The following is a 14,275-nucleotide window of genomic DNA, read 5'->3' as shown; positions in this document are numbered from 1 at the left end:
GCACGCGACCGGCGGAAGGGGCGGGGACGTGGTCATCCGCGGCGCAGCACCGTCGAGAGGACCTCGTGGAGGGCCGCGGCGGGATCCGCCACCGCGCCCTCCGAGCGCCACGCCACGAACCCGTCCGGCCGTACGAGGACGGCGCCTTCGGGACTCATCGCGTGGACCTCGCTCCAGTCGGGGCCGCCGGTCGGGACCAGGTCCGCCTCCGGGCCCGATCCGATGGCGTAGGCGTCCAGCCGTACCGACAGCCGCTCCGCCGCCCGCCGGGCGGCCGCCCGCCACGGTGTCCCCGCGCCGCTGAGCAGCACGAAGGAGCGCTCGTAGAGGTCCAGGGTCGAGATCCGCTCGCCGGCCCTGGTCAGCCACATGTGCGGGGCCCGGGTGCCGGTGTCGCCCGTCAGCCGCAGCGTCTGGGGGATGACGGGCCGCTGCGGGTCGCCGCCCACCAGCGCGCCCTGCGGGTAGCAGTAGCCCATGGCCGTGGTGAGGACCCCGCTGCCCGGCCCGCCGCCCAGGGTGGGCGGCGGCGCGTACCCCGGGTGGCTGTGCTCGGCCGAACGGGCCGACGCCCGTTCGCTCGTGGCCCTGGCCACCGGCAGCCGCTCCGCCTCGTAGGTGTCGAGCAGCCCGATGCCGGCCGACCCGTCCAGGACCGCGGCGATCTTCCACGCCAGGTTGTGCGCGTCCTGGATGCCCGTGTTCGAGCCGAAGGCCCCGGTGGGGGACATCTCGTGGGCCGCGTCCCCGGCGAGGAACACCCGGCCGGACCCGTACCGCTGCGCCACCCGTTCGGCGGCATGCCACGGAGCTTTGCCGCCGATCTCCACGTCCAGGTCGGGAACGCCGATCGCCTCGCGGATCTGGTCCACGCACCGCTCGTCGGTGAAGTCCTCCAGGGTCTCGCCCCGGTCCGGGTGCCAGGGGGCGTGGAAGACCCACTGCGTCTCGTTGTCCACCGGCAGCAGCGCCCCGTCCGCGCCCGGGCGCATCAGGTAGCAGACGATGAACCGCAGGTCGCCCAGCACCTCGACCAGCCGCCGCGAGCGGAAGGTGATGCTCACGTTGTGGAACAGCTCGCCGTTACCCGTCTGGGGGATCCGCAGCTGCTCCCTGACGGGGCTGCGCGGACCGTCCGCCGCGATCAGGAAGTCGGCGCGCACCGTGGAGTGCTCGCCGCTCTCCCGGTCCTTCACCACGGCGCTCACCCCGGTCGCGTCCTGGTCGAAGCTCATCAGCTCGGTGGAGAACCGGACGTCGGCGCCCTGCGCGCGGCTCTGCTCGGCCAGGACCGGCTCGATGTTGTTCTGGCTGCACAGACACCAGCCGGTCGGGCTGAAACGGGCCAGCGCCCCGGACGGGTCGACCGACTTGATCAGCCAGTTGTGATCGCCGTCGATCAACGACCTGGCCTGCAGAATGCCCTGGTTGCCCTCCAGTACGGACGCCGCCCGGCGGATCGCGCGCTCGGCCCCTGCGGTGCGGAACAGCTCCATCGTCCGGGCGTTGATGCCGCGGCCGCGCGGGTGCGCGGAGGTACCGGAGTGCTTCTCGACCAACAGGTGCCTCACTCCGTGGCGGCTCAGGAAAAGCGAGGTGGACAGGCCCACGAGGGAGCCGCCCACGACGAGAACCGGTACGCGAACATCGGCGTTGTCTTCCATCAGCGCGGGCTCCTGATTTCTGTGTGGGGGAGTGGACTCTTTATGCCCGCGATCGGAGATCAGGCCCAGTTGATTCGCCGGTTGTCACCCGCTTGATCCGGACATGTAGCGGTACGTCCCCACCCGGATGACGATGAGCGACAGCGGCGCCCCCGTCAGACGCGCCGGCCTGCCGTCCCGACCGAGGCGGCCGCCGGCCCGGGCGGACGCCACCGGTGACGGACGAGGGGTCCGTACGCGATGGATCTCCACCCCCTCATGAAGGAGTGAGTAGATGACAACCACCCTGTCCGAACGGGTGTCGCAGTCAGCCTTCGACGGCTCCATGCTCCGGGTCGTCCTTCTGATGGACCTCCACGAGGGGACCCAGCAGCAGTTCTTCGAGGCGTACGAACAGCTCCGCCACGACATCGCGTCGGTCCCGGGCCACATCAGCGACCAGCTGTGCCAGTCCTTCGAGGACCCCTCCCAGTGGCTCATCACCAGTGAGTGGGAGAGCGCGCCGCAGTACCTCGCATGGGTCAACAGCGAGCACCACGCCGAACAGGTCAAACCGCTGGGCGCGTGCGCGCGCAACATGCGCCCGCTCAAGTTCACCGTCCTGCGCGAGACCGGCCGCGGCTACGACCAGGCGGCCCGTCCGACCACGGCGCGCCTGCAGACCACCCCCCGGCTGGGCGCGGGCATCGTGCGCCACGCCCTCACCTTCACGGTCAAGCCGGGCAGCGAGCGCGACGTGGCGGCCATCCTGTCCAGCTACGCCTCCCCGGCCGCCCGGGTCGACGCCCGCACCCGCCTGTGCCGCACCTCGCTCTTCATGCACGGCAACCGGGTCGTACGGACGGTGGAGGTCCAAGGCGACCTGGTGACGGCCCTGCGGCACGTCTCCGAGCAGCCCGAGGTCCGCGCGGTGGAGGAGGCGATCAACCCCTACCTCGAACAGGACCGCAACCTGAACGACCCCGAGTCCGCCCGGATGTTCTTCATGCGGGCCGCGCTCCCGGCGGTCCACCACATCGCCGCACCGGAGCCGGAGTCCGACGACGTGCAGCGCCACGCGCTGTTCTACCCGGCCAAGCCCGGCTGCGGCTCGGCCCTCGCGAGGTTCCTGGCCCGCCAGGACGAAGCGGCCGCCGCACACCGCGCGCAGAACCCCGTCCGCAGCAGCAGCATCTTCCAGCGGGACGACATCGTCGTCCGCCTCATCGACGTGCGGGGCCCGCTGGACGCCGAGCCCGAGATCAGCTCCGGCGCCTTCGGCCCGCGCGCGGCGGCGGTGCTCGACCGGCTGACGGCCGGGCCCGGCGGGCGGGCCCGCGCCGCACACCACACCATGACCCTGATCACCGACCGCCGGGCCCCCGCGCAGTCCTGATCCTCCCCGGTCCACCCCGAGCTCCACCCTGGACCCCATCCACGTCCAGGCTCCCCACACGCCAGGAGGAACCCGCCATGACCAGACAGCGCCCACGCATCGTGGACCTCAGCGAGACGCCGCCCAACCGCCGGCGCGGCGGCGACCTGAGGGCCGTCCTCACCCCGACCTCGGTGGGTTCCACCAGCGGTTTCATGGGCCTGGCGATCATGGCCCCGGGGGAGTCGATCGCCGAGCACTACCACCCGTACTCCGAGGAGTTCGTGTACGTGGTCGCCGGCCGGCTGGAGGTCGACCTCGACGGCGAGGCCCACCCGCTGCGCACCGACCAGGGCCTCCTTGTCCCGCTCAACACGCGCCACCGGTTCCGCAACGTCGGCGACACCGAAGCCCGCATGGTCTTCCACCTCGGCCCGCTCGCCCCGCGCCCCGAGCTCGGCCACGTCGACACCGAGCAGGCCCCGCACCCGGAGAGCACCGCCTGGGAGCAGCCCCCGGACCGAACCGGAGCGGTCTCGTGACCGCCCGGCGGGTGGCCGTCACCGGAGTCGGCGTCGTCGCGCCCGGCGGGATCGGCGTCCGCGACTTCTGGGACCTGCTCTCCAACGGCCGTACGGCGACACGCGGCATCAGCCTGTTCGACCCGGCGGGATTCCGCTCCCGGATAGCCGCGGAGGTCGACTTCGACCCCGCCGCGCACGGCCTCGGCGAGGACGAGGTGGCCCGGGCGGACCGGTACATCCAGTTCGCCCTGGTCGCCGCCCGCGAAGCCGTGCGTGACTCCGGACTCGACCTCACCACGGACGAGGCCTGGCGGACCGGCGTCTCCCTCGGCACGGCCGTCGGCGGCACCACCCGTCTGGAGCACGACTACGTGGCCGTGAGCCAGTCCGGCTCCTGGTGGGACGTGGACCACAAGCTGGCGGGCCCGCACCTGCACCGGGCGTTCACGCCCGCCACCCTCGCCTCCGCCGTCGCGGAGCAGACGGGAGCGCGCGGACCGGTCCAGACCGTCTCCACCGGCTGCACCTCGGGGCTCGACGCCATCGGGTACGCCGTCCACTCCATCGCGGAGGGCCGGATGGACGTGTGCATCGCGGGCGCCTCCGACTCACCCATATCGCCGATCACGGTGGCCTGCTTCGACGCCATCAAGGCGACCTCGCCCAACAACGACGACCCGGCCCACGCCTCCCGGCCGTTCGACGCCGACCGGGACGGTTTCGTCCTCGGCGAGGGCGGCGCGGTCCTCGTGCTCGAAGAGCTGGAGCACGCCCGCGCCCGCGGTGCGACCGTCTACTGCGAGATCGGCGGCTACGCCACCTTCGGCAACGCCCACCACATGACCGGGCTGACCGCCGAGGGCCTGGAGATGGCCCGCGCGATCGAGACCGCGCTCGCCCAGGCCGGGATCGCCGCCGACGAGATCGACTACGTCAACGCGCACGGCTCCGGCACCAAGCAGAACGACCGCCACGAGACCGCGGCGGTCAAGCGGGTCCTCGGCGACCACGCCTACAAGACGCCGATGACCTCCATCAAGTCCATGGTGGGGCACTCCCTCGGCGCCATCGGGGCGATCGAGCTGGCGGCCTGCGTCCTCGCCATGACGCACCAGGTGGTCCCGCCGACCGCGAACTACGAGACGCCCGACCCCGAGTGCGACCTGGACTACGTCCCGCGCGTGGCCCGGCCCCGCAAGCTGCGCAGCGTGCTCTCGGTGGGCAGCGGGTTCGGCGGATTCCAGTCCGCCGTCGTCATGACCACGCCGAAGGAGGCGGTCGCGTGACCAGCCGTCCGGTCATCACGGGCATCGGGGTCGTCGCGCCCAACGGCGTCGGCGCCGACGCCTTCTGGAAGGCGACCCAGTCCGGCCTCAGCGTGCTGGACCGCGTCACCCGGGCGGGCTGCGAGCACCTGCCGCTGCGCGTCGCCGGGGAGGTCCGGGGCTTCGACCCGGGCGCCATGGTCGAGGACCGCTTCCTCGTCCAGACCGACCGCTTCACCCACCACGCCCTCGCCGCGGCCGACCTCGCCCTGGAGGACGCCCGGCTCGGCCGGGCCGACTACGAGGGCGATCCCTTCTCCGTGGGCGTCGTCACCGCGGCCGGCTCCGGCGGCGGCGAGTTCGGCCAGCGCGAGCTCCAGCACCTCTGGGAGCAGGGCCCCCGCTTCGTGGGCCCCTACCAGTCGATCGCCTGGTTCTACGCCGCGAGCACCGGCCAGATCTCCATCCGGCGGGGGCTGAAGGGCCCCTGCGGGGTGGTGGCCAGTGACGAGGCGGGCGGGCTGGACGCCTTCGCCCACGCCGCCCGGGCGATCCGCCAGGGCAGCCGGGCCATGCTGGCCGGGGCCACGGAGGCACCGCTCGCGCCGTACTCCATCGTCTGCCAGCTGGAGTACGAGGGACTGAGCACCAGCGAGGACCCGGAGCGCGCCTACCGGCCCTTCACCGACAAGGCCTGCGGGTACGTCCCCGCCGAGGGCGGCGCGATGTTCGTCGTGGAGGACGAGGCCGAGGCCGGCCGCCGCGGCGCCACCGTGCGCGCCGTACTCGCCGGCCACGCCGCGACCTTCAGCGGCACCCGGCGCCCCGACGAGTCCGGCGAAGGCCTGGCCCACGCCATCCGCGGGGCGCTGCGAGAAGCCGGCTGCGCCCCCGAGGAGATCGACGTCGTCTTCGCCGACGCCCTCGGGACGGTGCAGGCGGACGCCGCCGAGGCGGCCGCCCTCGCCGACGCCCTCGGCGACCACGGACGCAAGGTGCCGGTCACGGCGCCCAAGTCCGGTACCGGCCGGGCCTACTGCGCGGCGCCGTCCCTCGACACCGCGGCCGCGGTACTGGCGCTGGAGCACGGCGTCATCCCGCCGACCCCGAACGTCTTCGAGGTGTGCCACGACCTCGACGTCGTGACCGGCGGCGCCCGCCCCGCGGAGCTGCGCACCGCGCTCGTACTGAGCCGCGGCCGGATGGGATCGAACTCCGCGCTGGTCCTGCGCAAGGGCTCTCAGGCGAGGACCGCGTAGGGCCGTGGCGCGAGGGGACCCGCGGGGTCCCCTCGCAGGAACCGACAGGAAGGGAGAAACCGTCGTGCCCGACCGACTGACCTTGGAGGAGCTGGCGGTACTGATGAAGACCGCCGGCATCACCGTCGACCCCGCCGACCTGGCGCAGCGCCCGGACCGCGCCTTCGACGAGTACGGCCTCGACTCGCTGGGCCTGCTCGGCATCGTCGGCGAGCTGGAGCGAGCGCACGGACGGGCCCTGCCCGCCGACGCCGACCGCTGCAAGACCCCCGCAGAATTCCTCGACCTCGTCAACGACAGCCTGATGACCGGAGCCTGACATGCCTGGACACACCGAGAACGAGATCACCGTCAACGCGCCCGTGGACCTCGTGTGGGAGATGACCAACGACCTCCCGAGCTGGCCGGACCTCTTCAGCGAGTACGCGTCGCTGGAGATCCTCGAACAGAAGGGCGACACCACCCGGTTCCGCCTGACCATGCACCCGGACGAGAACGGCAAGGTGTGGAGCTGGGTCTCGGAGCGCACCGTCGACCGGGCGGGCCTCTCGGTCCGCGCCCGGCGGGTGGAGACCGGCCCGTTCGCGCACATGGACATCCACTGGCAGTACTTCAAGGTGCCCGGCGGCACCCGGATGAAGTGGACGCAGGACTTCGCGATGAAGCCGGACGCGCCCGTGGACGACGCGTGGATGACCGACAACATCAACCGCAACTCCCCGATCCAGATGGCCCTCATCCGGGACAAGATCGAGCAGCGCGAGCGCGAGAGCCGCACTCCCGCCGTCAGCCGTCTCTGAAACGAAAGGCAGCAACGGATGCACCGCGCTCTCATCGTGGCCCGCATGGCGCCGGGATCGGCTCCCGACATCGCCGAGCTCTTCGCGAGCTCGGACGCGGGCGAACTGCCGCAGCTGGTCGGGGTCACGAGCCGCAGCCTGTTCCAGTTCGGCGACGTCTACATGCACCTGATCGAGTCGGACCGGCCCCCCGGCCCCGCCATCGCCCAGGTCACCGACCACCCGGAGTTCCGCGACCTCAGCGACCGGCTCACCGCCTACATCAGCCCGCACAACCCGGACACCTGGCGCAGCCCGAAGGACGCGATGGCCCACGAGTTCTACCGCTGGGAGCACCCCGGCGCGAAGTGACCCGGCGGCCCGGACGGGACCCGCACACCGGCGTGTGCGGGTCCCGCCGCACGTGGCCGCCCCGCCCGAGAGACGCAGAGAGCAGGAGCCCATGAACCCGAGCGACACCGACCTCTTCCCGGCGGACCCGGCCCGCCCGCACGACGTCCCCCACGCCCGGAGCTCCCTGCGCGTCCTGGTCCTGTCCGGGTCCTCCCGCACCGGCTCGGTCAACGCCCGGCTCGCGTCCCTGGCCGCCGCCCTGGTCTCCCGGGCCGGCGCCGTCGCGGACGCCGCGACGATCGCCGACTTCCCCATGCCCCCGTACGACGGCGACGTGGAGGCCGACGACGGGCTGCCGAAGGGGGCCCTCGCCCTGTGCGAGCGGATCGGGGCCGCGCAGGCGCTGGTCATCGCCTCGCCCGAGTACAACGCCTCCCTGCCGGGCGTACTGAAGAACGCCATCGACTGGGTCTCCCGCTACCGGCCCCAGCCCTTCAAGGACAAGCAGAGCCTGCTGCTCTCGGCCTCGCCCTCGATGGTGGGCGGCAACCGCGGGCTCTGGGCCCTGCGCGTCCCGCTGGAACACCTCGGTGCCCGCGTCTACCCCGACATGTTCAGCCTGGCGGGCGCCCACCACGCCTTCGCCGACGACGGAACCCTCGCCGACCAGGGCCTGTCCGAGCGGCTGACCTCGACGATCGGCTCCTTCCTCGACCTCGCCGAGGCGGACACCCGCTACCTGTGCCTGCAGCGCCGCTGGTACGAGTTCCTGGGCGACCGCACCGATGCGCCGGTGACCGCGCGGGCCCAGGACTGATCATCATCGGCCACAGGGGGTGAGCTATGTTTGAGCGCGAGTGACATGAGTAAGGAGAAACCGGTGTCATCGGGCCAGCAGGCACGCGCGCAGGCGGCTGCGATCAAGCCGAGCGGCCAGTCGCCCCAGGAGGTCCGTCCTCCGGCCGACCGGCTCCTCGCGCTCTTCGACGGCCGCCGCCTGTCACCTGGCCAGCGCCGGATCGCCCAGTACCTGATCGACCACCTCACCGAGGCCGCGTTCCTCTCGATCACCGAGCTCGCCGAACGGGTCGGCGTCAGCCAGCCCTCCGTGACCCGCTTCGCCGCCTCCCTCGGATTCAGCGGCTACCCCGCCCTGCGCGACGTGCTCCAGCCCATCGCGCTGAGCGCCGTGGCCGGCGCCACGGACACCCGCGAGCAGATCCGCCGCAACGAGCTCCAGGCCGCCGTCGACGCGGAGATCCAGAACCTGGAGAACGTACGCCGGCTGCTCGCCGACACCAACCAGGTGCTGGACATCGGCCGCGAGCTGGCCGCCTCGGTGCCGCTGACCGTGCTCGGACTGCGCATCTCGGTCTCCCTGGCGGAGTACTTCGCGTACGCGGCCCGGCGGATCCACCCCGACGTGCGCCTGGTGACCCGCGGCGGCAGCGTGGCCTTCGACGCCCTGCTCCAGTCCCGGGCCGCCGGAGGGACCTGGGTGCTGGCCTTCGCCATGCCCCGGCACGCCAAGGAGACGCTTTCGGCCATTCGGGCCGCCCGCAGCACGGGGCTGCGCGTGGTCCTGATCACCGATCCCACCCTGGGGCCGCTGGTGGACGAGGCGGACGTGGCACTGACGGCGGGGACCGGGTCCCGGCTGGTGTTCGACTCGTACGCGGCGCCCGGGATGCTGTCCGCGGCCCTGCTCCAGGCGATGGCCGACGCGGACCCGGAGCGGACGCAGGCGCGCCTTGAGGATTACGAGCACGTCGCCGACCAACACGGCTTCTTCTTGTAAGGCGCCCGGCGCCCGTCTCCACCAGGGGATATTCAGCCATCGACGTGCATGAAATTTTTCATACCCTTGCGTACTCGACGGTATATATGTTTACTGACGACGGCGCTCCGGATCCACCAGATGCCAAGGAGGACGACCCCACGTCCTCCTGAACGGACGCCCGGTACGGCGAACCTCCTCACGCCGCGACCGGGTGTCGAGTCCAGGCCCTCGGATCCCGCAGAGCGCCCATGGCGGCCTCGGTCAACCCCTGGGCCGAGGCCGCCCCCCAGAAACGTCTCGATCAGAGCTTCGACACCCTCGGAAGTGACGAGAATGCCCCAGACGGCCACCATCACGAGCAGCCCGGACTGGCCCATGCAGGTCAAGGCCCCCGGGACGCACGACTGGGAGCGCACGGCCACGCGCTGGCTGCGCGACCTGCTCCCGGCCCGCTACGGCGGCTACCTGACGCTGACCCGCCACCACGCGCTGCTGGCCCGGCACGTGCAGCTCCAGCTCCAGCACGAGATGCGCGCCGTTCGGGCGGCCCTGCAGACCAGCCGGGCCGAGCTGCCCATGATGGGCATAGCGGAGTCGGTGATCGAGAACTCGATCCGGATGTACGCCGTCGAGCTGGAGCAGCTGGGCCGCCTCTCGCGCGGTGCGCGGCTCGTCTCGGACGCGCTCCTCGTGGGCACGCCCGCCCAGCGCAGGCGCTGACCCCCGCCCCTTCGGCCCTCCCCGCACCTGGCGCCTCTCAGGCGGGTTGCCAGGAGCGGAGCCGCGCGGCCACGTCGTAGACCGTGACGCGGAGCATGCGGATGTCGGTGATGAGGTCGCGCCACTGCTCGTAGGAGCCATTCACCGCGTGGCCCGAGGCCTCGATGTAGGCCACGGCCACCCCGTAGGCGAAGTACTCGTTCGAGTCGGGGAGCGGCCGGAGCAGGACGATGGCGTCGAGCAGCGCGGCCGCACGCCAGTAGGCGTCGGGGGTGTCCACTTCGAGGCTGGGCGTGTTCACCCGGTGCCGGGCGACGGCGGCGACCAGGGCGGAGTGGTCGGTCACCTCCACGTCCTTGAACAGCGCCTCCTGCCGCTCCAGCAGCCAGCGGTGATCGATGTGCAGTTCCACGCGTCCGAGTATCCCCGCCCGGGGCCCGGCCGTGTGGCTTTTCGGGTCGGGCGGGGACCGCGGAACGCTACGGCTTGGGCAGGGTGCAGCCGGGGCGGTTCAGGTCGATCACGTTCTTGGGGCCTATGCAGGGGACGATGATGTACGTCTGCTGGGCGTAGTTGATGCCCTGGCGGACCGTCACGGTGCCGTTCTGGTCGACCTCGCACGGGTTGTTCACGGTGCAGCGCGCGCCGTCCTCGTTGCCGGTGTTGTTGACGGCGACGACCTTGCCGGTGACCGCGTCGACGACCGGCGAGCCGGAGGTGCCGCCGATGGTGTTGCAGGACGAGGTGTAGCGGACCGAGTCCTTCCAGGTCCAGTCGCCCTCCTTGAGGAGGTAGGCGAACCCGTCGATGTTGCAGTTGTAGATCCGCTTCCAGTAGCCGGAGACGACGCTGATCGCCGAACCCTGCGTCGGGCGCACGTCGTTCAGGGTCAGCGGGCCGATGCCGTACTGGCTCTGGATCTGGGCGTAGGTCTTGGTCAGCTGGTAGATCGAGATGTCGGTGTCGGTCATCGTCGCGTACGAGATCTTGCTGGCCCGCAGCGTCGCGACCTTGGAGCCGGCCGAGTTGAGCAGGGAGAACGAGCGGCTGGACCGCTGGTCCTTGACGACCTCGCCGGGACCGGGGAAGCCCGTCTCCAGGCAGTGCCCGTTGGACAGGACGAGGGCGAGGTCGTCCGGCTGGGAGCCGGGCGCGCGGACCACCGAGCCGGAGCAGTTGCTGAGGGCGACGGTGCCCGCGAAGTTGACCGCGGTGGTGGTGGCGGGGGTGGCGGCGGCGGTGCCGGTGGTGGCCGTGGCGTCGGATGCGGCGGGCGCCGTGGACGGGGCGGAGGCCGCGGGCGCGGTGGACCCGGTGGACGCCGTGGGTGCGGCCAGGGCGGGGGTGACGGCCGCTCCCGTGAGGACCAGGGAGAGTAAGGCGCCGACGAGAGGCTTGTTCATGTGGGGGTTCCCCTCTGATGACCATGCAACCGAAGATCCTCCGGTTGTCATGAGCATTGTTGGGACCCGGGCCCCAAGTCACAAGAGGGCCTACCCGGTTGGGGCACTCACCGGGGGAGGGGCCCCGGGCGGCGCCGAGGACTCGAAGATCTGACCCCCGCACGGGTGTTCCGCAGCGCGGGCTCCGCCTCCTACGGTCTGTCCAGCACCGTTGCGGCCCAGGAGGCAGAGTGAAGCGCGAGACCGACATCGACATCGACCGACTGGTGAAGGCGATGCACGCGGTCGAGGGGGCGGGGCGGCTCTTCGAGGAGGCGCTCGCCGTGTACGAGGCGCGCGGCCCCAGGCGGAGCAGCGACGACTTCAAGGTGGCCGGCGGCCCCGTCCAGACCTTGCAGGGCGCGGAGGAGATGGCCCTCGGGACCCGCAGGTTCCTCGCCGAACTGGCGCTGATCGTCGGCTACGCGAGCGCCGGCTTCGAGGACCGCGTGGCCGCGCGGTGGGAGGCGGCCCGGGCCGGTTTCACCGGGATCAGCGGCGGCGGGGCCCGGATGGGCCGCCCGCTGCTCGACCCGACCCTGCGGGGGCTGCGGCTGCTGCTGGCCGTCGACCTCTTCGAGCCCGGCTTCCGGGCCGCGATCGAGGAGGTCGTACGGGCCGAGCGGGCGACGTACCCCGACCCCGCGACGTTCCGCATCCCGGCGACGGCCGAGGGCGCCGCCACCGTCGGCCGTACGCCCTGACCCCCCGGGGTGCCGGGCCGGGCCGGCCGGGCGAGGCTGGAGGCATGCATCATGCCCCGGTTGTCGTGCATCGGATCCTCCCGTCGGGGGGCCGCCAGGTCACCCTGCGGACCGCCCACACGGAGGAGTCCCTCGGTCTGGCCCGCTCGGACGAGGACGTGATCGAGTTCCTGCGGCGGGCCGGCATGCCGGACCCCGACGACGTGGTCCTCGGCGGCACCGGGCTGGTGGAGTGGGACTCGGACCCCTCGCACGTCTACGAGGCGGACCCGCCCACCGACGACCTCCCCTGAGCCCGGGGGCCCGGGCCCGCGGACGCCCTGACTAGACTTCCCCGTGCGAACGGTCGCCTGGAGGGGGAGCGAAGTGAGCGGGTCCCAGTGGAGCCTGGAAGAGCACGTAGAGGTGGACGCCGCGCCCGAGGAGGTCCACCGGGTGGTCTCGGACGTGCGGAACATGGGCCGCTGGAGTCCGGAGTGCCGACGGGTCTGGGTGCCCCGGCCGCCGGTCCGCCCGGGCAGCCGCTTCGTCGGGTTCAACCGCAGCGGCCCCTTCGTCTGGTTCACGGTGTGCCGGGTCACGGCCCTGCGCGCCCCGGCCGCTTCGCCCGACGGGACCGGTGAGTTCACCTTCGACGTCGCCGTGTTCGGGCTCCCCATCGCCCGCTGGGGATACCGCTTCGAGCCGGCCGGCGAGGGCACCCGGGTCACGGAGGGCTGGCGCGACCTGCGCACCGGCCGCAGCGCCCGCCTGGCCGGTCTCCTCGGCTCGGTGTTCACCGGTACCAAGCCGGAGCGCCGCACCGAGGTGAACCGGGCCGGGATGCGCACCACCCTCGCCCGCCTGGCGGCCGACTTCAGCCGAGCCGCCTGAGGTCGGCGCCGCCTCAGGTCCGCGCCGCCCGAGGTCCGCGCCGCCTGAGGTCCGACGAGCCGAGGGGCCCCGCGAGGGAGCGGAGCGAAGGACTCCGCCCCCGTCGGCGGCCGATCGCCGCACTGCCGTACATTGGCCCACGACCCGCCGGGCCGGGCGGGCAAAAAGGGCGGATGTGGACAGGAGTGGGCAGGACATGGCGCGACGCGGACGAGCGGAAGCGGGTCGGGACGACACGTCCGCCGCGCCCGCGGTCCCGGCCTCCGAGATAGCCGCCGCGGCCGACGCCGGTCACACCGCCCCCGGTTGGCTCCGCCTGGGCCGGGACGGCCGGCTGACCGCCTACGCGTCCTGCGCCGAAGGGCTGGTGCGCTGGACGGAGTCGGCGCCCGGCTCGGACCTCTGGCAGGGACCGGACCTGTTCCCGGTCGACGGATGGGCGGGCCGGTTCACGCTGACCCAGGACGCCGACGGGTTCGTCTGGTTCGCCGGAACCCGCCGCCGCGAGGGGGCTCCCGGCGGCCGCGAACTGATCCTCGCCGCCCAGTACCAGACCGGCCGCCCGCTCGGCGACTGGCGGGCGGTGGGCAACCCCTTCCCGGAGCCCGCCCGGGAGGCCGGGCCGGCCCCCGCCCCGGCTCCGGAGGGGGACCCCGTGGTGCTCCCCGACGGCGCGGGCGCGCTCCACGTCGTCGCCACGCGGTTCGGGGCGGGCGTCCGCGGCCGCACGCGGGACGCGAAGGGCGTCTGGGGCGGCTGGACGGACTACCAGGGCCAGTGGGTGCGCGGCGCCGTCGTTCCCCTGGTGACGGCCCACGGCCGGGCCGAGTTCCTCGCCCCCTTCCGGGGCGGGGCCTCGTACTGGAGCCAGGACAGGCCGGGTAGCGGCTTCCGGTGGCTCGGGCGCATGCAGGCCGACGCCGTCGAAGGGTCGTACAGCTCCTACGAGACGGCCCCCGGCACGGGTACCTACTTCTGGCGCCACCCGGCTGACGGCGGTGTCATCGCCTACCGTCCGCAGGCCCCTGCAGGGGCGTCGCCCGCCCTCATGCCGTTGGGCGGGGCGGGTGGCGTCGGCCCGATGGGCGTGGCCCGCACGCGCATCAACGGCTACGACTGCACCGTCCTGTTGCAGCGGGGCGCCGAGGGGCATCCGGAGATCGCCGCCTACCCCACGCACGGTGAGCAGTACGGCGCCTGGTGGGCCCCCGTGGGTGAACGGTGCGCCGGGCTGCCGGCCATCGCGCTGGACGCCCGCGGCTCGGTCACGATCGCGATGCTCGACACGGACGGCGGGCTGCGGATCGCCCGTCAGGACCTCATGGACGCGGGCCTCGCCTTCGGGTCCTGGCGCCAGGTGGGGTGACGTAGGTCACTGGACTTGCCGGTGCCCCGGCGGGTGACGGCCCGTCGCCGCGCGGGGCACCCCGCACGATCGGGGAGTTGGCGCGACCGGCCCATAGCGGGCGTCCCACATCCATTCGCATACGTGAAGCTTCGAGGGCGTGAAGGGCCTGTGAATAGTTGCTCGCCGTCGAGCATTTGGCCTACGCTGCG

17 protein-coding genes are annotated in these 14,275 nt (G+C 72.7%); 14 read left to right on the top strand and 3 right to left on the bottom strand.

Translation table 11 applies throughout. The features are described 5' to 3' along the window. Positions 1-32: 32 nt before the first annotated feature. Positions 33-1,664, bottom strand: a complete 1,632-nt coding sequence (locus tag ACF059_RS05750; protein WP_392051825.1) for an FAD-dependent oxidoreductase — start codon at positions 1,662-1,664, stop codon at positions 33-35. A 274-nt stretch (positions 1,665-1,938) separates the two neighbouring features. On the opposite strand from ACF059_RS05750, the gene ACF059_RS05745 reads away from it, so the two are divergent. The 10 genes from ACF059_RS05745 to ACF059_RS05700 all read left to right on the top strand — a co-directional run bounded on the left by ACF059_RS05745 (position 1,939) and on the right by ACF059_RS05700 (position 9,699). Next, positions 1,939-3,039, top strand: a complete 1,101-nt coding sequence (locus ACF059_RS05745; protein WP_392051823.1) for a SchA/CurD-like domain-containing protein — start codon at positions 1,939-1,941, stop codon at positions 3,037-3,039. Positions 3,040-3,116: 77 nt separating this feature from the next. Continuing rightward, positions 3,117-3,560, top strand: a complete 444-nt coding sequence (locus ACF059_RS05740) for a cupin domain-containing protein (RefSeq protein WP_360889827.1) — start codon at positions 3,117-3,119, stop codon at positions 3,558-3,560. Then, complete coding sequence (locus ACF059_RS05735; protein ID WP_366868453.1) at positions 3,557-4,828, top strand: beta-ketoacyl-[acyl-carrier-protein] synthase family protein; 1,272 nt, start codon at positions 3,557-3,559, stop codon at positions 4,826-4,828. The genes ACF059_RS05740 and ACF059_RS05735 overlap by 4 nt, the downstream gene beginning before the upstream one ends. Beyond that, positions 4,825-6,066 carry a beta-ketoacyl synthase N-terminal-like domain-containing protein gene (locus ACF059_RS05730; RefSeq protein WP_392051820.1) on the top strand — a complete coding sequence of 414 codons (1,242 nt, stop codon included), beginning with the start codon at positions 4,825-4,827 and terminating at the stop codon, positions 6,064-6,066. Before ACF059_RS05735 ends, ACF059_RS05730 begins: the two co-directional genes overlap by 4 nt. Before the next feature lie 64 nt (positions 6,067-6,130). Then, positions 6,131-6,385, top strand: a complete 255-nt coding sequence (locus ACF059_RS05725; RefSeq protein ID WP_392051818.1) for an acyl carrier protein — start codon at positions 6,131-6,133, stop codon at positions 6,383-6,385. Between the two features lies 1 nt (position 6,386). Then, positions 6,387-6,866, top strand: a complete 480-nt coding sequence (locus ACF059_RS05720) for an SRPBCC family protein (protein WP_361949000.1) — start codon at positions 6,387-6,389, stop codon at positions 6,864-6,866. Positions 6,867-6,884: 18 nt separating this feature from the next. Next, a complete protein-coding gene (locus ACF059_RS05715) occupies positions 6,885-7,217 on the top strand; it encodes a TcmI family type II polyketide cyclase (protein WP_360889841.1) in 333 nt (110 codons plus the stop codon). 166 nt (positions 7,218-7,383) lie between these two features. Next, positions 7,384-8,016, top strand: a complete 633-nt coding sequence (locus ACF059_RS05710) for an NADPH-dependent FMN reductase (RefSeq protein WP_392053084.1) — start codon at positions 7,384-7,386, stop codon at positions 8,014-8,016. Positions 8,017-8,079: 63 nt separating this feature from the next. Beyond that, complete coding sequence (locus tag ACF059_RS05705; protein WP_392051815.1) at positions 8,080-8,997, top strand: MurR/RpiR family transcriptional regulator; 918 nt, start codon at positions 8,080-8,082, stop codon at positions 8,995-8,997. Between the two features lie 315 nt (positions 8,998-9,312). Then, positions 9,313-9,699 (top strand): hypothetical protein, encoded by a 387-nt coding sequence (locus tag ACF059_RS05700; RefSeq protein WP_361948994.1) that lies wholly within the window; start codon positions 9,313-9,315, stop codon positions 9,697-9,699. 37 nt (positions 9,700-9,736) lie between these two features. Here the strand turns inward: ACF059_RS05700 and ACF059_RS05695 are convergent, their stop codons facing one another. Together ACF059_RS05695 and ACF059_RS05690 are read right to left on the bottom strand one after the other, a co-directional pair. Beyond that, entirely contained in the window at positions 9,737-10,111 is a 375-nt protein-coding gene (locus tag ACF059_RS05695; RefSeq protein WP_392051812.1) for a toxin Doc, read from the bottom strand. 67 nt (positions 10,112-10,178) lie between these two features. Further along, complete coding sequence (locus ACF059_RS05690) at positions 10,179-11,102, bottom strand: serine protease (protein WP_392051809.1); 924 nt, start codon at positions 11,100-11,102, stop codon at positions 10,179-10,181. A 230-nt stretch (positions 11,103-11,332) separates the two neighbouring features. Between ACF059_RS05690 and ACF059_RS05685 the strand changes: the two genes are divergently transcribed. The 4 genes from ACF059_RS05685 to ACF059_RS05670 all read left to right on the top strand — a co-directional run bounded on the left by ACF059_RS05685 (position 11,333) and on the right by ACF059_RS05670 (position 14,084). Next, positions 11,333-11,845, top strand: a complete 513-nt coding sequence (locus ACF059_RS05685; protein WP_392051806.1) for a hypothetical protein — start codon at positions 11,333-11,335, stop codon at positions 11,843-11,845. Positions 11,846-11,889: 44 nt separating this feature from the next. Continuing rightward, positions 11,890-12,138, top strand: a complete 249-nt coding sequence (locus ACF059_RS05680) for a hypothetical protein (protein ID WP_392051804.1) — start codon at positions 11,890-11,892, stop codon at positions 12,136-12,138. Positions 12,139-12,211: 73 nt separating this feature from the next. Continuing rightward, on the top strand, positions 12,212-12,718 hold the full coding sequence (locus tag ACF059_RS05675) for an SRPBCC family protein (RefSeq protein WP_392051801.1): 507 nt from the start codon (positions 12,212-12,214) through the stop codon (positions 12,716-12,718). 196 nt (positions 12,719-12,914) lie between these two features. Continuing rightward, a complete protein-coding gene (locus ACF059_RS05670) occupies positions 12,915-14,084 on the top strand; it encodes a hypothetical protein (RefSeq protein ID WP_392051798.1) in 1,170 nt (389 codons plus the stop codon). Positions 14,085-14,275: the final 191 nt, after the last annotated feature.

The organism is Streptomyces sp. NPDC016562 (assembly GCF_043076955.1).
GTDB lineage: Bacteria > Actinomycetota > Actinomycetes > Streptomycetales > Streptomycetaceae > Streptomyces.
Note: the sequence above shows the minus strand (reverse complement) of the source record. Positions and strands in the feature narration are given on the sequence as shown.